At 46.8% G+C, this 23131-nt stretch carries 16 protein-coding genes; 8 read left to right on the top strand and 8 right to left on the bottom strand.

Features of this window, described 5'->3' with window-relative positions:
• The first annotated feature begins 5 nt into the window (after window positions 1-5).
• The 7 genes from DR864_RS13030 (at window position 6) to DR864_RS13060 (ending at window position 10310) form a co-directional block, all read left to right on the top strand.
• The gene (locus DR864_RS13030; RefSeq protein WP_114067395.1) at window positions 6-1484 is read left to right on the top strand and encodes a RagB/SusD family nutrient uptake outer membrane protein; all 1479 of its coding nucleotides are present in this window, start codon (window positions 6-8) and stop codon (window positions 1482-1484) included.
• 128 nt (window positions 1485-1612) lie between these two features.
• Window positions 1613-3070, top strand: a complete 1458-nt coding sequence (locus DR864_RS13035) for a sulfatase family protein (RefSeq protein WP_229599574.1) — start codon at window positions 1613-1615, stop codon at window positions 3068-3070.
• A gap of 17 nt (window positions 3071-3087) precedes the next feature.
• Window positions 3088-6621, top strand: coding sequence for a family 78 glycoside hydrolase catalytic domain (locus DR864_RS13040; protein ID WP_114067396.1), 3534 nt, complete (start codon window positions 3088-3090; stop codon window positions 6619-6621).
• 102 nt (window positions 6622-6723) lie between these two features.
• On the top strand, window positions 6724-7617 hold the full coding sequence (locus DR864_RS13045; protein WP_114067397.1) for an RluA family pseudouridine synthase: 894 nt from the start codon (window positions 6724-6726) through the stop codon (window positions 7615-7617).
• A 262-nt stretch (window positions 7618-7879) separates the two neighbouring features.
• Window positions 7880-8296 (top strand): DUF1801 domain-containing protein, encoded by a 417-nt coding sequence (locus tag DR864_RS13050; RefSeq protein ID WP_114067398.1) that lies wholly within the window; start codon window positions 7880-7882, stop codon window positions 8294-8296.
• A 50-nt stretch (window positions 8297-8346) separates the two neighbouring features.
• Window positions 8347-9351: a 4-hydroxyproline epimerase gene (locus DR864_RS13055; protein WP_114067399.1), complete on the top strand. Its 1005-nt coding sequence runs from the start codon at window positions 8347-8349 to the stop codon at window positions 9349-9351.
• Between the two features lie 194 nt (window positions 9352-9545).
• A complete protein-coding gene (locus DR864_RS13060; protein WP_114067400.1) occupies window positions 9546-10310 on the top strand; it encodes an SDR family NAD(P)-dependent oxidoreductase in 765 nt (254 codons plus the stop codon).
• Here DR864_RS13060 and mnmC2 read toward each other — a convergent pair.
• Window positions 10305-10976 (bottom strand): tRNA (5-methylaminomethyl-2-thiouridine)(34)-methyltransferase MnmC2, encoded by a 672-nt coding sequence (gene mnmC2, locus DR864_RS13065; RefSeq protein WP_114067401.1) that lies wholly within the window; start codon window positions 10974-10976, stop codon window positions 10305-10307. The two genes, DR864_RS13060 and mnmC2, sit on opposite strands and share 6 nt — an antisense overlap.
• Before the next feature lie 4 nt (window positions 10977-10980).
• A complete protein-coding gene (moeB, locus tag DR864_RS13070; protein ID WP_114067402.1) occupies window positions 10981-12066 on the bottom strand; it encodes a molybdopterin-synthase adenylyltransferase MoeB in 1086 nt (361 codons plus the stop codon).
• Between the two features lie 116 nt (window positions 12067-12182).
• Between moeB and DR864_RS13075 the strand changes: the two genes are divergently transcribed.
• Complete coding sequence (locus DR864_RS13075) at window positions 12183-13064, top strand: hypothetical protein (RefSeq protein WP_114067403.1); 882 nt, start codon at window positions 12183-12185, stop codon at window positions 13062-13064.
• A gap of 76 nt (window positions 13065-13140) precedes the next feature.
• Here DR864_RS13075 and DR864_RS13080 read toward each other — a convergent pair whose 3' ends face one another.
• The 6 genes from DR864_RS13080 to DR864_RS13105 all read right to left on the bottom strand — a co-directional run bounded on the left by DR864_RS13080 (window position 13141) and on the right by DR864_RS13105 (window position 23125).
• The gene (locus DR864_RS13080; RefSeq protein WP_162793783.1) at window positions 13141-15957 is read right to left on the bottom strand and encodes a PQQ-dependent sugar dehydrogenase; all 2817 of its coding nucleotides are present in this window, start codon (window positions 15955-15957) and stop codon (window positions 13141-13143) included.
• A 201-nt stretch (window positions 15958-16158) separates the two neighbouring features.
• Window positions 16159-16902: a uroporphyrinogen-III C-methyltransferase gene (gene cobA, locus DR864_RS13085; RefSeq protein ID WP_114067405.1), complete on the bottom strand. Its 744-nt coding sequence runs from the start codon at window positions 16900-16902 to the stop codon at window positions 16159-16161.
• Between the two features lie 3 nt (window positions 16903-16905).
• Window positions 16906-19080, bottom strand: coding sequence for a ferredoxin-like domain-containing protein (locus DR864_RS13090; RefSeq protein ID WP_114067406.1), 2175 nt, complete (start codon window positions 19078-19080; stop codon window positions 16906-16908).
• 259 nt (window positions 19081-19339) lie between these two features.
• Window positions 19340-21718 carry a M43 family zinc metalloprotease gene (locus DR864_RS13095; protein WP_114067407.1) on the bottom strand — a complete coding sequence of 793 codons (2379 nt, stop codon included), beginning with the start codon at window positions 21716-21718 and terminating at the stop codon, window positions 19340-19342.
• Window position 21719: 1 nt separating this feature from the next.
• Entirely contained in the window at window positions 21720-22211 is a 492-nt protein-coding gene (locus tag DR864_RS13100; protein WP_114067408.1) for a lipocalin family protein, read from the bottom strand.
• A gap of 41 nt (window positions 22212-22252) precedes the next feature.
• The gene (locus DR864_RS13105; RefSeq protein ID WP_162793785.1) at window positions 22253-23125 is read right to left on the bottom strand and encodes a hypothetical protein; all 873 of its coding nucleotides are present in this window, start codon (window positions 23123-23125) and stop codon (window positions 22253-22255) included.
• Window positions 23126-23131 lie beyond the last annotated feature (6 nt).

Below are 23131 nucleotides of genomic sequence, written 5' to 3' on the forward strand. Positions count from 1 at the left end.
TCAACATGAAAAAAATCATATATGTGCTGACGCTCTCCTTGATGGCAGGCTGCACCAACAAGTTTCTGGAACTCTATCCAAAATCAACCCTCAACGAAGGGAATTTTTACCAAACAGAGGTAGAATATACCCTTTTGGCCAACGGCTGTTACGTTCCGTTGCGTGATAATGAAAAAAATAACCACTGGATTTTGGCCGAGTTAATCTCCGACAATGCAAGTTTTCAAAACAACGTCCGCACGGGAGAAGCGTCGAGAGGCGTCATTGACCAGTTCATTTTAGTAGGTGATAATGTTGCCTTTTCGGCCTTTTGGAACCTCTCCTACAACGGGATTACGCGTTGCAATAAATTACTGAGCGAATTGGACCGGGAAGGTGTGAATTGGTCGAAATTGTCTTTCAAAGAACGTTGTGCGGGCGAAGCCCTGTTTTTACGGTCGTTATATTATTTTAATCTCGTTCGGCAGTTTGGCGGCGTGCCTTTGGTTTTAGCGCCCACTACTTCGCAGGAAGCGGTGAACATCAAGCGGTCAACGGAAGCGCAGGTGTATGACAGTATTATCAGTGATTTAAAACAAGCCGCCGAACGTTTTGCCAAAGCCAAGGATGTGGAAGAGGTAGGCCGGGCTAATGAAATGTCGGCCCTGTCGCTGTTAGGCAAAGTATATCTTACCCTTGGAAAGTATGCCGAAGCCGAACAAACCCTGAAAACAGTCATTAATTCGGGGAAATACGCCCTTTTAACCAATTACGCCGACCTGTTCAACCCGGCCAAAAAGGACTTCAAAGAAACCATCTTTGCGGTTCAGTATTCAGAAAATAGTGCTGAACTCGCCAACCGATTCATCTTTCTGTTTGCCCCGCATACTTCGGGGGGAGCCGTGACAAATCGCCCCAACATCAACATCGTGGGCGCGGGTTGGAATCAACCTACCGACGATTTGATCAACGCTTTTGAGGCAGGTGATACGCGCAAAACCGTTTCGATTGGCTTTTGGAATGGATTAGACTGGGATAACGTCGTACGCCCTATCCCTTATTGCGCCAAATACAAAGCCCCCATTTCTGCCCCTGACGATCGCAGTGGTGACAATTTTCCCGTATTACGCTACTCGGATGTTTTGCTAATGTATGCAGAAGCGCTCAATGAGCTGAACCGTACAGGCGAAGCTATTCCTTACGTTCAACAAGTTCGGAATAGAGCAGGACTTACCGCACCGGTAGCTGCGTTGAGCAAGGAAGTCCTAAAAACGCTCATCGCCAAAGAACGTCAGGTAGAGTTTTGTTTTGAGAACCAACGTTGGTACGACCTCAAACGTACCGGCAAAGCGGTAGAAGTAATGACCGCCCACGGCATTCGTGAAAAAGCGAAGAAAACGTTCCTTTATCCTGAAGGGTATACTTTGACACCTAATAAACTACTTGCGCCAATTCCAGTCAATGAGGTTTCCATCAATAAGTTAACTCAGAATCCGGGATATTGAGACGAACCACAAACAACCACAGAAATTATAAAGTAAAATCAATATTTTCTCTGTGGCTCTCAATTTTAAACTCTTTGGTCCTCTGTGTAATTTCCATTTGAAGATTTACCTTTTACCTGAAACTATTTATGAAAAAAATAAGCATAAATCTGTTTTTCATTGCCTTGATTGTTCTCAAAAACAACCAAACTCTTTTGTCACAAAACACCGTCAAAAAGCCCAACATCCTATACATTCTGGTGGATCAATGGCGGGCGCAGGCGACAGGCTATGCAGGCGACAAAAACGTGTATACGCCCAATCTCGACCGATTGGCACGCCAAAGCGTAAACGTCAAAAATGCCGTATCGGGCACGCCCGTTTGTACGCCGCACCGCGCTTCGCTCATGACCGGGCAGTATCCGCTCACCAACGGCGTTTTTATGAACGATGTTTTATTGGACACCAACGCCACGACGATTGCAAAGGTCTATAAAAAACACGGCTACACCACAGGGTTTGTGGGCAAGTGGCACATCGACGGGCACGGCCGAAATACCTACATCCCACCGACGCGTCAGCAGGGATTTGGGTACTGGAAAGCCTTGGAATGCACCCACGATTACAACAATTCGGCCTACTACGCCGGTGATTCCAATAAAAAATTGGTGTGGAAAGGCTACGATGTCATCGCGCAGACCGATGATGTCTGCAACTACATGACCGCCAAAGCCCAAGAAACCAACCCGTTTATGGTGTTTATTTCCATCGGCAGTCCGCACGACCCGTACCAAACGGCTCCCGAAAAATACCGTAAAATGTTTGAAAACAAAGACATCATCATCAATGAAAATGTGCCCGTGGAGAAACGAGAAAAGGTCAAAAACGACCTCCGTGGCTATTATTCACACATTGCAGCGATTGATGACTGCATAGGCAAAATGTGGCAGACGCTCATTGATTTGGGCATTGAAGACAACACCATCATCGTGTTTTCGTCCGACCACGGCGATTTATTGGGCGCACACGGCTCGTGGAACAAACAGCAGCCTTACGCCGAAAGCATTAAGGTGCCGTTTCTGCTTCATTACCCTAAGTTGTTTGGTAAAACGGGCAAAACCTCCGAGGCGCTGCTAAACTCCCCCGACATCATGCCTACGCTGTTGGGCCTGTGCAATATTCCCGTTCCAGCGTCGGTCGAAGGCATTGATTTTTCGGGCGTGTTGAAAGGAACGAAAAAGGATAACGTCAAACATACCCTGATTTCCTGCACTCAACCTTTCGGGCAATGGACGCGGAAAATGGGCGGCAAAGAGTACCGGGGTCTTTTTACTCACCAATACACCTACACCCGTGATCTGAACGGCCCATGGCTGCTGTTCGACAACTTGAAAGACCCTCTTCAACTCAACAATTTAATCGAAAAAGCCGAGTACAAAAAAGTTCAGGACAAACTGGATGCTGACTTAAAAGGGGAATTGCGCAAACGAAAAGACGAATTTAAGCCCGGAATGGAGTATGTAAAGCAGTGGAATTACTTAGTGGATGAGACAGAAACGGTACCTTATAGAAAAGTAAATTACGAAGGAAAGCCGATTGTTGAGTAACCCAAAACGATTTAGTCATGTCCCCAAACAGCGGATTTTACCGATTTATTTTTCTCTTATGCTGGTGTTTTTGTGCGAAGGTAAATTTTGCACAAAAACAACCAACCCAACCCAACATCATCTTTATCCTGACCGACGACCACCGAGCCGGAGCGTTGGGTTACACCGGCAACCCGTATGCGCACACACCCGAAATGGATAAATTGGCACAAACGGGGGTCTATTTTAAGAAAGCACTGGTAACCACTCCGATCTGTGCCGCGAGCCGAGCCAGTATTTTGAGTGCTATGCAGGAGCGCGCCCACCGCTACACGTTTCAGACCGGCAATATCAAGCAGGAATACATGGAAAATGCCTATCCCAAAGTACTGAAAGAGGCCGGCTATTACACGGGCTTTTACGGGAAATTCGGGGTAAATTATGACCGAAAAGACCAGTTATTCCACGTGTATGAAGACTATGATCGTAATAACCGATACACTGATAAACGGGGCTATTTCTTCAAAACTCTGGGCAAAGATACCGTACATTTGACCCGCTATACGGGCCAAAAAGCCATTGATTTTATCGAAAACGCCCCCACCGACAAGCCCTTTTGCTTATCGCTGAGCTTCTCGGCACCCCATGCCCACGACGGTGCTCCTGACCAATATTTTTACGATGAACAAACAGCGCATTTACTTGAAAATGTCACCATCGCTCCCCCGCTTTTGGGCGAAGACAAGTACTTTAACCAACAGCCCGAAAAAGTAAAAGCGGGCTTCAGCCGCCTGCGCTGGACGTGGCGATTTGATACGCCCGAAAAATACCAACGCATGGTCAAGGGCTATTACCGCATGATTGCAGGGATTGATTTAGAAATCGCCAAAATTCGGGAAGAGCTAAAAAAGAAAAACCTTGACAAAAATACCATCATCATTTTGATGGGCGACAACGGCTACATGCTTGGCGAAAGGCAATTGGCCGACAAGTGGCTGATGTACGACAATTCCATTCGAGTACCGCTGATTATCTACGACCCAAGGAAGGAGAAGCACCAAGATAGTGACGAAATGGCCCTGAACATTGACGTTCCGGCCACGATTTTGGACATGGCAGGGGTAAAACGACCGAAAAATTATCACGGAAAAAGTTTGATGCCGTTGGTCAATCAGACGGCCCGAAGTATGCAGCGCGACACGGTGTTGATCGAGCACCTCTGGGAATTTGAAAACATTCCACCGAGCGAAGGTATACGCACCAACGAGTGGAAATATTTTCGGTATGTCAACGACAAAACCCTCGAAGAACTCTACAACCTCAAAGCCGACCCCAACGAAATCACCAACTTGGTTCGGGATGAAAAATACCGGCAGGTGTTGAACAACCTGCGGCAAAAAACGGAACAACTCATTCAACAACACCGAGATGCCAATGCCTGTCAACCGACGGGTTTGATGGTGGAGTTTATCCGCCAACCCGCTACCGTTTTGTTGAAAGATAATACCCCCGAATTTGGCTGGGTGGTACCGAAAGAAGCTGTGTTTCAGTCATCCTACCAACTTCTGGTCGCTTCTTCTAAAACCAATATCGACCATAACATCGGCGATGTATGGAACACGGGACAGGTGCGCGGAAACCATTCCTCCAATGTAGCTTACCAAGGCAAACCCTTACAACCAGGCGTGACCTACTTTTGGAAAGTGAGGATTTGGGACACCGACAATCGCACGGGCGATTATTCTGAGCCACAGGCCTTTCGGGTGGGGCCACCAGACAATTCCATCTCAACAACCAATATTTTTCAGGTGGATAAAAAGAAGCCGACGAAATTCATCAAAACGGCTCCGGGCAGTTACTTTATTGATTTTGGGAAAGCAGCCTTTGCGAATCTAGAACTCAATTATACCGCCAAAAAGAACCAAACCCTCATTGTGCGGCTGGGCGAGCAACTCGAAAACGGGAAAATAAACCGAAAACCCATGGGCAGTATTCGGTACCAAGAGGTGAAAGTGGAAGTAACCAAAGGCAAAAAAACCTACCGGCTCAACATCAAACCCGACGAAAGAAACACCAAATCAAGCGCCGGCGCGGTGGTAATGCCCGATTCGTTTCCCGTTTTATTGCCGTTTCGCTATTGTGAAATAGACAATGTCACCGAAAATCTGACTGCCAACGACCTGACGCAATTGGCGTATTTCAGTTATTTTGAAGAAGACCAAAGTCGTTTCAAAAGCTCAGACACCACCCTCAATCAGGTCTGGGAGTTGTGCAAATATACCATCAAAGCTAGTTCATTTTCAGGATTTTATCTCGATGGCGACCGGGAGCGCATTCCGTACGAAGCCGATGCGTACCTCAATCAACTAAGCCACTACGCTACCGACCGCGAATACGGCATTGCCCGCAAAACCATTGAGTATTTTATGGAGCACCCCACCTGGCCTACCGAATGGCAACTCCACGTGGCGCTGATGTTTTACCAAGACTATATGTACACGGGTAACACCGAATTGATTGCTAAATACTACGAACCCCTGAAGTACAAAACCCTCATGGAACTTGCCCGTGAGGATGGTTTGATCAGCTCGTCGTCACCCAAAAACACGCCTGAGTTCATGCAAAAACTGGGTTTTAAAGACCCTAAGATTCAGCTGAAAGACATCGTAGATTGGCCACCGGCCCAAAAAGATACGGGTTGGAAATTGGCCACCGCCGAAGGCGAACGCGATGGATATGTTTTTACACCCATCAATACAATGGTAAACTGTTTCTTTTACAAAAACATGGAGATTATGGCCGAATTTGCGCGTATTCTCCACAAATCGGAGGATGAGCGGCAGTTTCAGACCTTGGCGATAAAAGCCAAAAATTCCATTAATGAAAAATTATTTAACCCAAAAACGGGAGCATACATTGACGGAGAAGGCACCGACCATTCCTCGCTGCACGCCAACATGATGGCGTTGGCGTTTGGCATTACGCCCGACATCCACAAAAAATCGGTCGCCGCTTTTATCAAATCCCGAGGCATGGCATGCAGCGTCTATGGCTCGCAATATTTACTGGAAGCCCTCTACAACGCCAACGAAGCCGACTATGCCCTGCAACTCATGACCGCCACCCACGACCGAAGCTGGTGGAACATGATAAAGATCGGCTCGACCATGACGCTGGAGGCGTGGGATACCAAATACAAGCCCAACCTCGACTGGAACCACGCCTGGGGAGCAGCCCCCGCCAATATTGTTGCCCGCAATATGTGGGGCATACAACCCAAAACAGCGGGCGGAAGCATCATGCACATCAAACCGCAATTAGGCACGCTTTCGTCTTCCGAAATCACTGTACCCATTATGAAAGGACTTATCAAGGCATCCTATCAGCGCAAAAGCAGGATTCGTCAGGAATACACGTTTGAACTGCCCGCCAATGTATCGGCAGAATTGGAATTAAAGTTTTCCCCCGAAGACACGATTCTTCTGAACGGAACAAAAGCAGATACTTCTTTCGGAACCCTCCGACTATCGCCAGGCATCAATACGGTTGTGTTAAATGTCAATACGTTTTGAGAAACCAAAGCACAAATCGTCTTTCTCAAAAATTCCGATAACTTTGTCACTTTCTCAACAATTCTATTTGTAAGCGTTGAGAAGTGACAAAGTTATCCCAACATGCCCAAAGAAAGACCCTCGAAACCGCCGCTCCTATTGACCGTCACCGAAACCGCCGAATTGATGGCGTTTCTGGTGGCAAAACTTCCCCATAAAAACCGCAACAACATCAAAACGCTGCTGCGCGACCGGCATATTTTGGTCGAAGGCCGGGTACAGACGAAGTACAATTATTCATTGCAACCCAATCAACGCGTGGAAGTACGCTGGACCCAAGGTTCTAAAGAAAGCATATATCGCGGCCTAACGATTTTGTTTGAAGATGCGCATTTGATTGTCATTGAAAAACAGGAAGGTCTCCTTTCCATTTCGGCCAACAATAAGGAATCCCAAACAGCTTACAACACGCTGAGTGCGCACGTCAAGAAGCAAAATCCCGCCAACAAAATCTTCATCGTTCACCGCCTCGACCGCGACACGTCGGGCGTGATGGTATTTGCCAAAAGTGAAAGGGTGAAGGCATTGTTGCAAGAAAGCTGGGAGCCTACCACCAAAGAGCGCACCTACATCGCCGTGGCCGAAAAGCCTTTCAAAGAGCTCTCGGGCACCATCACGTCGTATCTGAATGAAAGCAAGGCGCTCATTATGTATTCGAGTCAAAACCCCGCTCAGGGGCAATTGGCAATCACGCATTATGAAGTGTTGAAGCAAAATGCCGATTTTTCGTTGTTGAAAGTCAACCTCGAAACGGGGCGTAAAAATCAGATTCGGGTCCATTTACAAGACTTAGGACATTCTATTGTTGGTGATAAAAAATACGGGGCCGTCACGAACCCCATCGCCCGCTTGGGCCTACACGCGTGGGTTTTGGCCTTTGTTCATCCAATAACTCACGAAAAACTTCGTTTTGAAACTACGATTCCAAAAAAGTTTTTGGAATTATTTCCCCGATAATTAACGTAATTTACTCACCCTTAAACAACTACCAATATGGCAAAAGATAAGCCTGGCAAGGAAAAGAAAAAAGAGCCAGAAAAAACCACCAAAGAGAAAAAAGCTGATAAAAAAGCCAAAAAAGAAGGCAAAAGCAAAAGTACTTTGTAAAGTCAGCCACCATCCCCGGCATCTTGTGTCGGGGATGTTTTTTTTCAGCCCTTTCGTAGATGCTCAATTCCTGTTAACTTTGTTGTAAGTCCTTCACTTCCTCCATTAAACCATGGCTGAAAACAAAACCCAACCTACCGACCAAAGCGTTGATGCGTTTATTGACGGTATCGACCGCGAGCAGCAACGTACTGACAGCAGCATCGTAGCAGAAATGATGCAACGCGCTACTGGGAGCAAACCCCGAATGTGGGGCGAAAGCATCATCGGTTTTGGCGACATCCACTACAAATACGCTACTGGCCGCGAAGGGGATTGGTTTTTGGTGGGTTTTTCTCCCCGCAAACAAAACCTAACGCTTTACCTGACCTGCGGCATCAACAACCTAGAAGAAGAGCTCCAACGCTTGGGCAAACACAAAACCAGCGTGTCGTGTCTGTACATCAACAAGTTGTCGGACATCAACCTTCTAGTGCTGGAGGAAATCATTCAAAAATCCGTGCAAATAGGCCCAAAAACATTAGTTTAGCCTTTTTAGGAGTAAAATCAAGCATTGTACATCGTCATTTATATTTTCCCGTGTCATCCAAAACTTTTTTCTGCATTGATGCCCACACCTGCGGCAATCCCGTACGCGTCGTAGCTGGCGGCGGCCCCATTCTCGAAGGCAAAAACATGAGCGAAAAACGCCAGCATTTTCTGCGCGAATACGACTGGATTCGCAAAGGTCTGATGTTTGAACCGCGTGGCCACGACATGATGTCGGGCAGTATTCTGTACCCGCCCCACGACCCCGAAAACGACGTGGCGGTGCTGTTTATCGAGACCAGCGGCTGCCTACCCATGTGCGGCCACGGCACCATCGGCACCATCACCATCGCCATTGAGCATGGTCTCATTCGCCCCAAAACGCCCGGCATCGTACGCATGGAAGCACCAGCGGGGTTGGTACTCATCAGCTATGTACAGGAAGGCAACAAAGTCAAATCCGTCAAGCTCGTCAACGTACCCTCCTACCTTGCCGCCGAAGGCATCGAAGCCGAGTGCCCCGACCTCGGCACGCTCAAAATGGACGTGGCCTACGGAGGTAATTTTTACGCCATCGTCGATGTGCAGGAGAATTTCCCGGGGCTGGAGCATTATAAAGCTGAACAACTCATTGGTTGGGCGCGTGTATTGCGCCAACGCATCAACGAAAAATACACCTTCGTTCACCCCAACGACCCTACCATCAACGGCCTCAGCCACATCGAATGGACGGGCGCGGTCATTGACCCGACCTCCTCGGCCCGCAACGCGGTTTTCTACGGCGACAAGGCCATCGACCGCTCGCCCTGCGGCACGGGCACTTCGGCACGCATGGCGCAGTGGGCCGCCCAAGGCAAACTCAAAAAAGGCGACCGGTTTATCCACGAAAGCATCATCGGCAGCAAGTTCATCGGTACGGTCGAAGATTATGCCAAAGTAGGTGACCACGACGCTATCATTCCGGGCGTGGAAGGATGGGCCAAAGTGTACGGTCTCAACACCATCACCATCGACCCCGACGACGATCCGTACGCGTATGGGTTTCAGGTGATATGAGAAACGTAATCCTTTCTGTTTAATTAATATCAATTCATAATACCTCAAAACACCACGACAGTTGTTGAAAGAATTACCCATTTTATCCTTTTATAAAAGTGGATGTTCTTTTTTAGCAGGTTATACAATGAAAAAAATACTAAATGTAGTTCCTGACCAAAAACAGGAACTAATTAAACCTTTCAGTATATACTATGCTTTCTGAACGACTTAATTTATCTGGAAAAACCGCCGTTGTGACGGGTTCGAGTCAAGGAATCGGCAAAGCCATCGCCATTGCACTCGCCGAATACGGCGCCAATGTTATTATTCACTATCGTACAGAGCGGAAAGACGCTGAGCAGACAGTCAAAGAAATGAATCAGCCAAAAGGTAAAGTACCGATTGTAAAAGCTGATTTTTCGAAAAAGGACGGCGTCAAAAATTTTTTCCGTAGCGTTGCTAAAGTAACTGATACCGTGGATATTTTGGTCATCAATGCTTCGGTACAGGTGGCTAAAGATTGGCAAGAAGTAACGGAAAGTGAATTTGATTTTCAGGTCAATGCTAATTTTAAATCTACTCTTTTGTTGATGCAACAGTTTGCCCCTGCCATGATACAAAAAGGTTGGGGACGAATCCTGACCATTGGCAGCGTGCAGCAAGTTAAGCCTCACCCCGCCATGATTGTATATGCCGCTACTAAGTCCGCCGTTTTTAATTTAGTGAAAAATGTAGCACTTCAATTAGCCGATAAGGGCATTACCGTCAACAACTTAGCCCCTGGTATCATTGATACACCGCGCATCCAAGAACCTGTTCCTAAAATGGAAAAGCGAATCGCTCAACGCATGACCACACCAGAAGGTGGCATGGGGCTGCCAGAAGATTGTGCAGGCATGGCTGTATTTCTATGCTCAGACGCTGGCCGCTACATAACGGGGCAAAACCTCTTTGTGGATGGTGGCATGAGTTTATAAAATAGCCCGCAGCACTTCCCGTTTCCATTTTGGTCCGGGGTGTTTTTCAACGGTAAAACCCGCCGCACGTAGGTTTCGTTGCACGTAGCTTTTTGAACAATAGGTGGTTAGGTTGCCGTTTGATTTTAACAGCGAAGCCAATTGTTCAAAAACCTCCCGCTCCCAAAGTTCTGGCTGGGCCGATGGAGCAAAAGCATCATAATAAATGGCATCAAATTGAAGTGAAGTCTCGAAATCCTGAAGTTTTGTTCGGCGTTTTTCAAGCGTAAAATACGGAGAGAGTTGAACAGGCTGTTCCCACTCCGCTTCGTGAAGTTGTAATAATCGATGAGTTTCCAATAGTCCGTCGTAATTCAATCCCGCAACCTGCTCTTCTGCTAACGGATGCACCTCAACGGTCACGTAGCGAACGGGCACCTGCGCTGCTTCGGCTTCCAACCACGTGAGCAGCGCATTTAGTCCTGTTCCAAAACCCATTTCAAAAACAGTCAGAGGAGCCGAAATTGGGCTTAACTGATAATGACGAATGGCTTCTTTCAGGCCCAAATCAATGTAAATTGACTGCGATTCCTGCAACGCTCCGTTGACCGAATGGTAATATGCATTGAGCGTTTGGTTCAATAATGTATGCGAGCCGTCGGAGGTGAGAATACGTTGAATACTCATTTTTCTAGTGCATTTTCCGAAATGCCGCCAATCCGCCTTTTAGGTTTTTTAAATTCACAAAACCGTGTTGTTCACGCAGTTGCTGAACGGCTTTTTGGCTCCGCATTCCGCTTTGACAGTGAATAACAACCATTTTTTCGCGGCTTATTTGACCCGTAAAATCCGCCAACGCCGACAGAGGCATCAACTCTCCGCCAAGGTTATCAACGGCGTATTCGTTGGTTTCACGCACATCTATCAACTGAAAATCAACGTTACTTTTCAGCATTTCAGCCAGCTGTTCGGGTGTCACTTCCGTTTCCAAATCTGGGGTTTTTATCCCGCAAAATTCATCGTAATCAATCAATTTGTCAATTATAAAACGCGCGGGCAAACGGGGTATTTTTATAATTCTGGTCGTTAAGGTAAGGGCATCCATGACAAACAATTTTCCCACCAACGGCTCACCAATGCCCGCTAAGAGTTTAATGGCTTCATTGGCCTGTAAACTCCCGATGATGCCCGGCAAAACGCCCAAAACTCCCGCTTCGGCGCAATTGGGCGCGAGTTCGGGTGGTGGTGGCGTAGGAAATAAATCGCGGTAGTTCGGGCTATTTTGGTAATTGAATATGGCAACTTGCCCTTCAAAACGATAAATAGCCCCATAAATAAGCGGTTTGTTTAACAGAACGCAAGCGTCATTGACCAGATAGCGCGTCGGAAAATTATCTGAACCGTCAATAATGAGGTCGTATTTTTCTAAAATAGCAAGCGCATTTTTAGACGTAAGCTGCTCAAAATAAGGCTCAATTGCACAGAAAGGATTAAGTGATTCTAAACGTTTGACGGTTTCTTCTACTTTTGCCTTGCCGATTGATTCTGTTCCGTACAAAATTTGCCGTTGAAGGTTGCTTTCATCGACCCGGTCGCCGTCAATAATGCCGAGCGTACCCACGCCAGCCGCCGCCAAATACAATAAAATCGGGCTGCCCAGTCCGCCGCATCCAATCACCAGCACCCGCGCCGCTTTCAGCCGTTCCTGTCCTACCGACCCAAACTCAGGAATCAGCAAATGGCGATTATAACGACGTAATTCGTCCGTAGTCAGCATTTGTTAAATTTTGTTAAAGCCCATATTAAACCTTCAGGCACGGATTTTTCTCTAAGCTACTGTACAAAAGCCTAAGCAGTCACAAAACAAATGTTAAACCTTAAACTAAAAGTTCCATGAAAATCAAAATGTCTTGGAAAGGCATGACCGCCGCCGCTGGGGTCGCGTTGATGTTGATTGCCTGTAACAAAGAAAACACGGGCCCGATGCCCGAAGAAGAAATCATCTCCGCCGAAGACAATCAGTCAATTATTGACGAAACAGAAGCGGTTTTTACGTACAATGATGAATTGTTCGGGGGGCTTTCTTCGCTGCGAGAATCGGCTGAAACTGGCACCGACAGCGTTGGAAACCCAGGAAAACGTCCGCTCAAGGCCGACAAATGCGCCACCGTTTCCCGTACCGAATCCAACGGGATTATTACCATCGTAGTCGATTATGGTACCGCCAAAGAATGCGAAGGTCGAAAAGTAGGTGGTAAAATGACCATTCAAATCCCCGTAAAACCGCCAAGAGATGCATCTGGCTTGTTTACCCAAAATATTACGTACCAAAACTTCCAACGTGGCCCACGCATTATCAATGGAAAACATACCATCAACTTAGCGCTTGAAAATGGCCGCGTGGTGACCAAAGAGGACTTTACCGAGACCACCATCACCACCGAAGATGGCAAGACGATTACTTTTAGCAGTACCAAAACCCGAAAAGAAGACGCCAAAGGCACTCCGCTCAATCGTGCCGATGACGAAATCCTCGTCACGGGCAGCACCACCGCCACGGGCAGCGACGGCAAAACGTTCAAATCAACCATCACAAAGGTTCTTATTACAAAGGTAGCCTGCCGAGGCACAGGCGGGATTTTTCCTGTGTCGGGCACTATTGAGATTGAACGCCCCGACAAACCCAAAACGGTGGTTGATTACGGCGACGGCAACTGCGACCGCACTTACACCGTTACCTCTGACGGAAAAACCATCACGAAGAGCCGGAAATAAGCGCTGGTACTGGTTTTTTGTTTGACAACTGGTAAAACTAACCAGTTGTCAAACAAAAATTAAAAATCATTTACAATTACTTTATTTTCTGCTCACTTACCAAAGCATTTCCGGCGAGATTACAAGCGCGCGTCTCGGCCAAAAATACACTTCCAGATTCTGCTGAAAAACCTGCTTGCAAACTCACCGTTGTTCCCGCCCGATACACCACATTGGCACCCGACTGAATTTTATTGGTTGCTGTTATAACTTGGACAGCCTCATAAACCTTGTTTTGCCCGTTGGCAATCGGATTTGTAAGGGTATATTGAGTAGGACATAGTACCTCAAAAGTTTGCTCAGCAAAGGCTCCATTTTGAGTATAGGTTCCCTGATAAAAAGCCCTGATTCGGACCGTACCACCGTCGCCAGTCAAAGTTACCGTATTTCCCGACAAAGTTGCGGGGCCAGAAATCAGTAAGTACTGAATCGTCCCTCCAGAGGGAGTGGTAGTTGCAGACAGAGTAAATGGCGGGTCTGTCGCCTGTTTGTTAGGAATACCCGTAAAGGCAATATTATAATTGGTAATGGTTCGATTTACGTCAAATGTCCTTTCAACTGGCAGCGCGGGGCGGTAAGTGCCATTGCCGTGTTGCGTTGCCCTTATTTCAACTTTCCCTGGTTTTCCAGTCAAGGTAACGGTATTACCGATAACGTACGCTGGCCCTGAGGTAACGAAGTAATTAACGGGCGTTGCTCCTACTGAAGAAGTAGCAGCCGCCGTCAGCGTAGCGGTTGTTGTATTTAATGTAATGTGCTGATTCGGAATCGGGTTAAAATTGAGGGCCTGAGCCGCTCCGCTGCATTCCACCTGAATGTCTTTGCGCAAAGTTGTTGATAATCCTTCGGGGTCTGTCACGGTCAGGTAAATACGGTACCAGTAAGTCGCGTCGCCCACTTCACAAGTCAAGGCGTCCAAAGAGGTATTGATGGAATTACCCACTACTGCAGGATTTCGGTGCTCATGTCCATTATGTGCCAAGCCCACAATCCAACTCAACGTAAGGCTATCGGCAGGCGACTGTGCATCCGATACCGTTGCCGACAAAGTCAACGGATACGACTGGCCCTCTGGAATTTGAATCAGGTTATCTAAACTGCTACTTTCAATGACAGGCGGCGTGTTGTTGACATAAATATAAGTTGAATCGCTGCTACTAAGTGCCCCGCTTCCCCCGGCATTGTCTTTTACGGTCAATTTTACCTTGTATTTTTTTCGCGTGTTGGCAGGAGGCCTGAAAACATAGTGAGGTGCTAAACCTGTACTAAAAGCCGCACCATCGTCTATTTTCCATTCATAGGTTAGTGAAGTTGCTTCTGGGTCGTATGATTTTATGGCCGTAAATGCCACGGGTAACGGCGATATACCAGCGGCAGTATCGGCTTCTATTTTTGCGACGGGGGGTATATTGCCCGTGTTATAACTTAAACGGCGTATCTCATCGCAAGGAAGTCCATTGCCCGTAACGTAATATAAACCCTGATCAGAACTGTTGTAGGCCAAATGTACTATCTGATAGGCGGTACTCATAAAATGGGTGATTGAGGCTGGTTCATAGTTTTCATTCAACTTCATGACCCGAATCCATTTACCGCCAAAATCGGCCATAAATAATGCATTTTGGTAAGCTGCTGGAAAATTAGTTCCTGCATAAAAGGTTCCTCCCATCGTAGAGTTTCCCGTAAAAGTGGGTCCATTGTACGGAAAAGAGGGGGTGCCAATCTGAATTTTTGTCGTTTGATTCAGGCACACATTCGCGGCGGTTGACAGCTCTCGGTATTCTAAAATAGGTTTGCGATAAGTAGCTGGCGCATAGGTTAAATCATCATAATCGAAATTTACCCGATCAATGCCTTCATAACGGGGCCAACCAAAATTTTGATTAGGTCCTGTCACGGTATTGATTTCTTCGCGGGTAGTATTGCCCACGTCGCCAATGACCAATACTCCTGGGCTTGCATCTTCTGGATGGTGACTCCCAGTACCTGGAATCAAGCTCATTTTAAACGGATTTCGCAGGCCTTTGGCCCAAAGACGCGATGCTGGCGCTCGTGGAGTAGCTGAATTATACAGCGGATTGGACGGAATTCCGTTTCCAGTAGAGGGATCGATACGAAGCACTTTCCCATTATGCGAATCATCGCGCTGGGAGCGATAAGCTCCAATATTATGCTCAGCAGTGATAACCCCCGCACTGATAGCTAACTGGTAACTGCCCCGGTTGCCCTCATCAACTCCTGCCGAAGCCCCGTCGCCCGTTGAAACCAAAAGCGTACCATCGCTGCCAAAAACAAGCGAGCCGCCAGCGTGGTTGATACTGATAATCGGTATTCCATCAGCAGGGCTTGTTCCAATCAATACCAATCGGCTATTGGGGTTCACCGTTGTAAAACTCGGACTTGCTCCAAGGTCTGCGGTATATCGGCTCACCCTAACAATAGACCCCGTTTGATCTGATCCATCGCCGCCATTTGTACCGTTCAGCAAAAACTGGCGATTGACTGCGTACATAATATAAAAGTAGCCATTTGTCAGAAAATCGGGGTCAAGTACTAGCGAAACCAACCCTAAATCGCTGTTATTAAGTACTTCTCCCGAAATATCAAGCAGTAAATATTTTTGTTGAAATGCGCCGTTTGCCGCAAATCGCAAGGCCCATACTTTTCCGCTACTTTCACAAGCGTACATTTGTCCAGCAGCATCAAAAGTTATTCCTGTAAGATTTGTAAGCCCCTCCACAATTCCACCTTTTACCTTCAACTGATCCTGAAAACCAGAGGGTTGGGCATAGGTCGAAAAACAACAAAATACCCATCCTGCCAAAATACCCGCAAAAATTATGCGACAATTCATCCCCCTATTTTTATCCGATACAGCCATTAGTTCTATTTAATGCATTGTTTTACAAAACTTCACAAAATAAATTAATTAATATGGAGAATAATACTTCTGCTCTAAAAAGGGTAGTACCATCAGGGGTCCTTAACAAAAAAGTGGTTTTTAAGCTTCACGCTCAAAAACCACTTAGGCAAAAGGTACTTAATGAAGGGTGGGTTAATAATTCACTAGTTGAGTAAACTTTTTTACATTGTCGGCGAGTTGGGCTACTGCTCCCAGCACAATAATAGCGGGAGAACCTATGCCTTCTGCCTGTACCAGTTGTAGAATGTTTCCTACTTTACCAGTTACAATTTTTTCATCAGGGCGCGTACCGTTTTGGATAATGGCCACGGGCAATTCGAGCTTACCAAGTTGGGCGTAGGTTTCAACAATCTCCGTAAGCTTATGCATCCCCATCAACACCACCACCGTGGCCGAAGACTGAGCCGCGAGTGCCAGATCATTCGAAAGTTTGTGGTCTTTGGTGGTGCCCGTAACCACCCAAAAACTCTCGCTCAGTCCGCGAGTGGTCAAGGGTATTCCCGCCAGCGCCGGAACGGCATAACTGCTCGAAATACCCGGCACTACCTGTGTTTCGATACCGTGGCGCTGGGCGTACTCCAATTCTTCATAACCCCTACCAAAAATAAACGGGTCGCCGCCTTTTAGGCGAACTACGTGGCCGTATTGTTGGGCATATTCTACAATCAAATGGTTTATTACGTCCTGATTGCAACTATGCTGGGCAAAGCGTTTTCCGACGTTGACAATGATACATTCGGGCTTACAATACTCCAACAACTCCGTGCTTGCCAGCGCATCATGCAGCACAACATCAGCAGATTTTAGGGCTTTAATACCTTTGAGGGTTATTAAATCGGGGTCACCTGGTCCCGCACCAATGAGCGTAACTTTCATATCTTAGCTATCTTTTCCAAATTCCACCAGCGCTAATTCAGGCTCACCTTCGCTCTCCAATTGTTGCTGACGAATTTGATTTACTTTCCCAATAAAATGCGCAGCTTTGGCCACAAACCCTTCGGCAAACTCCTGTATCGGTTCGTTCTTATTGATGCTAAACACCAACTCTTTAAACGAAACTCCTTCGGAAAGATCGCTAAAATCAGCCCCGAAATGCTCGTCAAAATCCTTCACAATCCCGTACTGTGTATTGGTCGCCACTCCTTTGCTTACCAATAATGCTTTGGCACCCGTTACAAATACGTTGTAAGCGTGATAAATGGCATCGGCCCAGATTTTCTTTTCGAGGTTTTCGGTGGCCCAGTTGAGTTTGTCGTTGGCCTCAATAATTGTCGTAGCCACCAAATCAATCAACACGCTGGCGCATTCTCCCACTCCAACTTCGGTTTGGAAAGGCTCTTCGTGGTCCCAGTCAACGTAGTCACTGCTAACCACCGTGGTCAAATCAGCCAACGGTTTGAGCATTGAATAAAAATATTTATTACCCTGACGCAGGAAATAATCGTTATAATATTCTCCCTCAAAGGCGTTGGTTTCATAATCGTTCAACAACGTCCGTAAAGCCGCAGGGCCACGTTTGGTGGGAAGTTTGATGACTTTATCGCCCATCATTCCTTCACCCGCTCCGTTGAAGCCTCCACCCAACAAGACCTGCAACGCGGGCAAAACGAGTTTGCCATTTTTGATGGAACTGCCGTGAAAACCAATGTTGCAGGCACTGTGTTGACCACAGCCATTCATACAACCACTGATTTTGATTTTGATGTCATTGTTGTAAATAATATCAGGAAACTCTTCCTTCATCATCGTTTCTAACACACGGGTAATACCGTAGCTGCTCGAAATCGCCAGATTACAAGTATCGGTACCTGGGCAGGTGGTAATGTCAGCCGTGGTATCAAAACCAGGTTCTGCCAAGCCCAATTCATTGAGTTTTGCATAAATAGCGGGCAAATCTTCGGCTTTTACAAATCGAAGAATATATCCCTGATTGACCGTTACCCGAATGTCATCGGCGGCGTATTCACGTACGATGTCTGCCAATTTACGCGCGGTTGATGAGTGCATATCACCCAACAACACCCGCAATTGTACTGCGTACCAGCCTTTTTGTTTTTGTTCAAAAACGTTGGTCTTAAGCCAATGCACGTAAGGGGCATTTTGTTCGGGCTCAGCCGCAATCAAATCTTCGCGAGTTAGCTTGCTTTCACTTGCCTTTAATAAATCATTGGCCGCAAAGGCTAGAGGTTCAATGGCATACTCTTTATTTTTAAGGGCCTTTTGCTCCTCTTCTACCCGTTTCAAAAATTCCTCCAAACCAATATCAGCCAACAAAAACTTCATGCGTGCTTTGTGGCGACGCACACGCTCGCCATAACGGTCAAATACACGAATCACAGATTCGATAAACGGAATCACGAATCGCTCTTCCAAAAACTCATGGGCGACCTTAGCCAAAAGCGGTTGCGCGCCCAATCCTCCGCCCACCAACACTTTAAAGCCATTGATCTGGGTGCCATCTTCAGCTATTTTTGCTACTGGAATCAACCCTACATCGTGCATAAATGCATAGGCCGAATCTTTCGCAGATGATGAGAGCGCAATTTTAAACTTGCGACCCATGTCCTGACAAATTGGATTGCGCAGGAAGTATTCAAAAATAGCATGAGCGTGGGGCGTAACATCAAAAGGCTCTTCGGGGTCAACACCCGCCCGTGCTGAGGCAGTTACGTTACGAACGGTATTTCCGCAGGCTTCGCGCAACGTAATATTTGCATCTTCCAACTCAGCCCAAAGCGCTGGCGAATCTGCCAGTTTCACGAAGTGAAGTTGAATGTCCTGACGCGTGGTAGCGTGCAGGTTTCCAGTGGCATATTTATCGGAGCAATCGGCAATGCGCACCAATTGATCGGCTGTAATGCGTCCGTAAGGCAATTTGATGCGAATCATCTGCACTCCTGGCTGACGCTGTCCGTATACTCCACGGGCTAGACGAAACTTACGAAACGCTTCTTCGGGTACTTCACCACTGCGAAATACACTAATTTTACTTTCCAGCTCCAGTATATCGCGACGGGCGGCTTCGCTAACGTTTGGTGAGAATGGGATTGTCATAGTACCTATATTCTATCGACTTAATATTTTTATTTTTAAACGTAAAAAGGCTTTTAGAGCCTTTGGAGTAATAGTTTTGGAGATTTCCTACAATTATATTTTTAAATTATAGACGACTCAATCCTATTGAATTACTATTGTTATGCAAATTTGGTTGATGCTCAGCTAAAATCCTAATCAAGAATCATAAAAAAAAGAATAGGCCATAACCGAAAGTTATATCTTTTCGTTATAACCTATTCTTCTAGATGCTATTCGTTTAATACTTCACAAGTCGTTTTCGGTCAACGAAGTCACCTAATTGCAGGTCAATAAAGTAAGAACCCGCAGGGTATGTGCGAACATTGATAGACTGACGGAATAAATCGCTGGTTTTCTCAAATTCGCCCCGCCAAACTTCCTGTCCAGTGATGCTACGCAGTCGAAGCGTTACTTTTCCTCTCAGCCCATTGGTAAAGCTGACATCAGCTACTCCATCCGTAGGGTTGGGGCTGATGGCAAAATCTTTTTCGGGCAATGTCTCATTGGATAAAATCTGAACATTACGCACATAGATAGTCGCGCTGGCAGAATCCAAGCATACGTCAGAACCAGTCCCTTTGACCAAATACGTAAGCGTACGACTTGGGCGGGCAATCACTTGCGGTCCGAGCGTAGCACTGAGACCCTCCGAAGGCGACCAATTGATGACCGACGCGCCCCGAGCCTGAAGAGTTACGGCTTCGCCCGGATTGATAAACTGCGCCGAAGCTTGTATTTGTACCGAAGCTTTCATACCCACTTGTGCGGTGATGTTGTGCGCCACGTTCAGACCCGTCCGGACAATATAGCGGTCCCAGTTTCCGCTTGAATTGCGCTCCCACGAGGTCGCATTGAGCGACTCGCCATTGAGGGTAGTCGTGAGCGCCACGGTATCTCCCGCTACGTAATCCAATTCAATACCAATCAAGAATGACAAGTTATTTTGGCGCGACAAATCAATATTTTGGTCAAATACAACGGTAGTGGCACGGTTGTTTCGAACATCATCCAAAATCCGTCGAAGCGGGACCTCCTTGGTTGTCAATTCAGACCCTGGTCCTCCTTGAAAACCGCGTGCATTCCACACTTTCACCCGCACAACCGCTTCCGTTTCATTTCCTCGGGCGGCTTTTGCCACGCCAAATTTAAGCGAAGCTCCTCGCAAATTGGTATAGCCAAGCGTATTGGGAAACAGTTCGGCCACGGCTTGTGTTCGTCGACTGTTTTGCCCCGATACATATCCCGTGCCCGTCGATTGCCGAATGACCGTCCCCGTGCCCGTAAAATTGGTTACGGTAGCGCATAACCCTGCATTGACAACTTCAATATACTGCGTTTTGGTCAACGGAGTGGAAGCCCCCGACGCGTTGGAAACTGTCAGCGTCACTTTAAACTTACCCGCAGTTCGGTAGGTTACCGTTGGATTTTGCTCAGTAGCAACCGCTGGGTCTCCACCTTCAAATTCCCACTGCCAAGCCGTTGGAAAGTTGGTAGACAAGTCCGTAAATTTTACTTGTGCACCCAACAATACGACCCGGTTTTCAGCTTCAAAGTTTGGTGTAGGTCTTCCCACCACCAACTGCCCACACACATTAGAAGTGAGTAAACTGGAGCGTCTGGGGCTTACTTCCATTACCGCCCGCATCCGCGTTTTTTGGTCTCTGGTAAAGATATTAAAACACGCATCATCTGAATAATCCATGTAGTTTTCCACCATATTAGCGGTTCCGCAGCTCATCCTACCTTTCTGACAACCACGGCTTTCGGAAGCCTGCGAAGGTGTATCCGCACAAAAATCGTCTCCGCAGTTAGAATCGCCCCAGATATGGCGCAGCCCCAACCAGTGCCCAGTTTCGTGCGTGAGAGTACGGCCTAAATTATAGGGTGCGCGCAGGAGTGAGAAGTTTCCTTTTTGCGCATTTCCAAAATTAGCATAGTTAATCACTACCCCATCGGTACTGGCCGCGCCACCGCTTCCAGGAATCCCCGAAAGGTTGGAATTACTCGGAAACTGGGCATAACCGAGGAGGTTGTCATCCTGAGCAGCAAAGTCCAGAACCCAAATATTATAGTACTTGTTGGGATCCCAAGAGGTCGTGGGTTTCAGCGAACCTTCAATATCATTCCGTGCCCAATTGGTACGGTTGCCGTTTACGCGGTCAATACCTGGCTCAGCCATACGCTGCCCCTGGGGGTTAAATTGAGCCAAACAAAACTCAATTTCAATATCTGCTCCGCGCGAATCGCTGTTAAAACCATTGGTATTGACCCGACGACGAAAATCTTCGTTAAGGGTTTCAATTTGGGCCTGCACTTGCGCCTGACTTATATTTCGACCCGTCCCGATGGCTTCCCCGCTGTGAATCACGTGGACCACAATCGGAATCGTAATAATCTCAGCCGCTCCCTTTCCAGAAGCCATACGGGCTTTGATTTGAACCATTTTTCGCTGCAAATCCCGCTCAAACTCATCCAACGAACCTTCAGAAGGATTCCTCAGTCGCAGCAAACTGTCCATTTCCATCGTAGCGCAGGGTTCGGTGCGGCGCTGCGCTTGGGCAAAAAAAGATAAAAGCACCAACAGGCTTAAAAAGGCGCGAGTACATATTTTCAACATGCTACTTACTGCTTGAAGTGAATGAGAAACGGTAACTGGCATCAATATCTCCAAAATAATATTCCAGTACCAGTGAATTTTCGGTCAACGTTTTGATAACAAAAGGCAGTTTAAATCCGCCGAATATACGCGGAATCCCTATCTCAAGGGTAGCGTTGGCATTGGTCAATTGCCATACATCCGTGATTAAAATTTCGGGCTCAGTTGTGCGGCATTTGGTGGCACCGTTGCTGTACTCCATTTTTTTCTCCTCGTTGGCATAAAAAACAAATTGATCATCCAACTCACACGGGTCTAACACTTGATTGCCTGGCAATTCAAACGGGTCTTTTTCATCAATGATGGTAAGCGAGCTCAGCACCCAAGCTTTTTTTTCAGTCCCTGTCAGCAATTGCGAATAAGTCAACGGCTTAGGCTCTATTTTTTCAGAGCAACTACTGCTCAGCACAGCCAGCAGTCCAAAAATAGCAGTATAGCGAATATAGGTTTTCATTTTTTTGCGATTATCAGAGAACAATTCAGTTAGAATCCACACTATTGCGGCACATAAATCAACGGTAGGTTAACAATACTGTCTCGGCCATTGCTTAATTTATAAATTTTCATTCTGATGCTGAGGCTGATTTGCTTATTGACGGGATTCCACACGCCCGTTCCAGAGAGGGTATCGTAGCCACTCGCAAACTGCGGAATCACTTGTTGCGGAATGGTAAGTGTGTTATTTCCATTATCAATAAAATCAAGTTTAGGACGCTCGGCTTGAAACCCAACGGGGCTGTCCCAATTGAAAAACTGCGGAAAACCCAACAAGCCTACGTTGATATTGGAAATAGTATACCGCTTACAATCAGCGCTGGAGATTTCAATATCTGCCAACTGAAAGGCCTGATTTCCCACAGGAAGTCTGCCCGTATAAATGCCATCCATGATACAGGCATCACGAATGGTAAAAACCATCTTACTCCCTAAACCTCCCTCGCCAAACCCAACCTTGATTTTATCGCTGGGCGAAACGCCCGCAATGGTAAACTCAATGGTACTAGATTCCAGAATATTATTGGCATTGTTGAGGAGGTACAGCGTAATCTCGCCAAAACTCTGATTTACTGGAATAATCACGGTTCCTTTGTTTCCTTCAATGCGATAATCGCGGCCTTCGCGCGCTGTTCCACCGATCGTATATTGAACGTTGATTGATTCATTGAGCACCTTGCCCCCGTTATGCACCCGAATTTTGATAGCCTTGGAATAGCTTTCCTTAAAACTCAACGTGGAATCCGTAAAGCGTACGAAATTTGCTCCTTCGTAAATGATTCTTTGTTCTTCACAGCCCGATAGCCAAAGCCCCGCCAAAAGAGTCACCACCAACGCTGCTAAATGAGAAAATGTGTATTTAGTATTTTTCATATTCAA

The organism is Runella rosea, assembly GCF_003325355.1.
GTDB lineage: Bacteria > Bacteroidota > Bacteroidia > Cytophagales > Spirosomataceae > Runella > Runella rosea.

What these genes read in the sequence shown, in the direction of transcription:
- DR864_RS13030 (WP_114067395.1), top strand. Translation starts at nt 6, where the DNA reads ATGAAAAAAATCATATATGTGCTGACGCTCTCCTTGATGGCAGGCTGC.
- DR864_RS13035 (WP_229599574.1), top strand. Translation starts at nt 1,613, where the DNA reads ATGAAAAAAATAAGCATAAATCTGTTTTTCATTGCCTTGATTGTTCTC.
- DR864_RS13040 (WP_114067396.1), top strand. Translation starts at nt 3,088, where the DNA reads ATGTCCCCAAACAGCGGATTTTACCGATTTATTTTTCTCTTATGCTGG.
- DR864_RS13045 (WP_114067397.1), top strand. Translation starts at nt 6,724, where the DNA reads ATGCCCAAAGAAAGACCCTCGAAACCGCCGCTCCTATTGACCGTCACC.
- DR864_RS13050 (WP_114067398.1), top strand. Translation starts at nt 7,880, where the DNA reads ATGGCTGAAAACAAAACCCAACCTACCGACCAAAGCGTTGATGCGTTT.
- DR864_RS13060 (WP_114067400.1), top strand. Translation starts at nt 9,546, where the DNA reads ATGCTTTCTGAACGACTTAATTTATCTGGAAAAACCGCCGTTGTGACG.
- mnmC2 (WP_114067401.1), bottom strand. Translation starts at nt 10,976, where the DNA reads ATGAGTATTCAACGTATTCTCACCTCCGACGGCTCGCATACATTATTG.
- moeB (WP_114067402.1), bottom strand. Translation starts at nt 12,066, where the DNA reads ATGCTGACTACGGACGAATTACGTCGTTATAATCGCCATTTGCTGATT.
- DR864_RS13075 (WP_114067403.1), top strand. Translation starts at nt 12,183, where the DNA reads ATGAAAATCAAAATGTCTTGGAAAGGCATGACCGCCGCCGCTGGGGTC.
- DR864_RS13080 (WP_162793783.1), bottom strand. Translation starts at nt 15,957, where the DNA reads ATGAATTGTCGCATAATTTTTGCGGGTATTTTGGCAGGATGGGTATTT.
- cobA (WP_114067405.1), bottom strand. Translation starts at nt 16,902, where the DNA reads ATGAAAGTTACGCTCATTGGTGCGGGACCAGGTGACCCCGATTTAATA.
- DR864_RS13090 (WP_114067406.1), bottom strand. Translation starts at nt 19,080, where the DNA reads ATGACAATCCCATTCTCACCAAACGTTAGCGAAGCCGCCCGTCGCGAT.
- DR864_RS13095 (WP_114067407.1), bottom strand. Translation starts at nt 21,718, where the DNA reads ATGTTGAAAATATGTACTCGCGCCTTTTTAAGCCTGTTGGTGCTTTTA.
- DR864_RS13100 (WP_114067408.1), bottom strand. Translation starts at nt 22,211, where the DNA reads ATGAAAACCTATATTCGCTATACTGCTATTTTTGGACTGCTGGCTGTG.
- DR864_RS13105 (WP_162793785.1), bottom strand. Translation starts at nt 23,125, where the DNA reads ATGAAAAATACTAAATACACATTTTCTCATTTAGCAGCGTTGGTGGTG.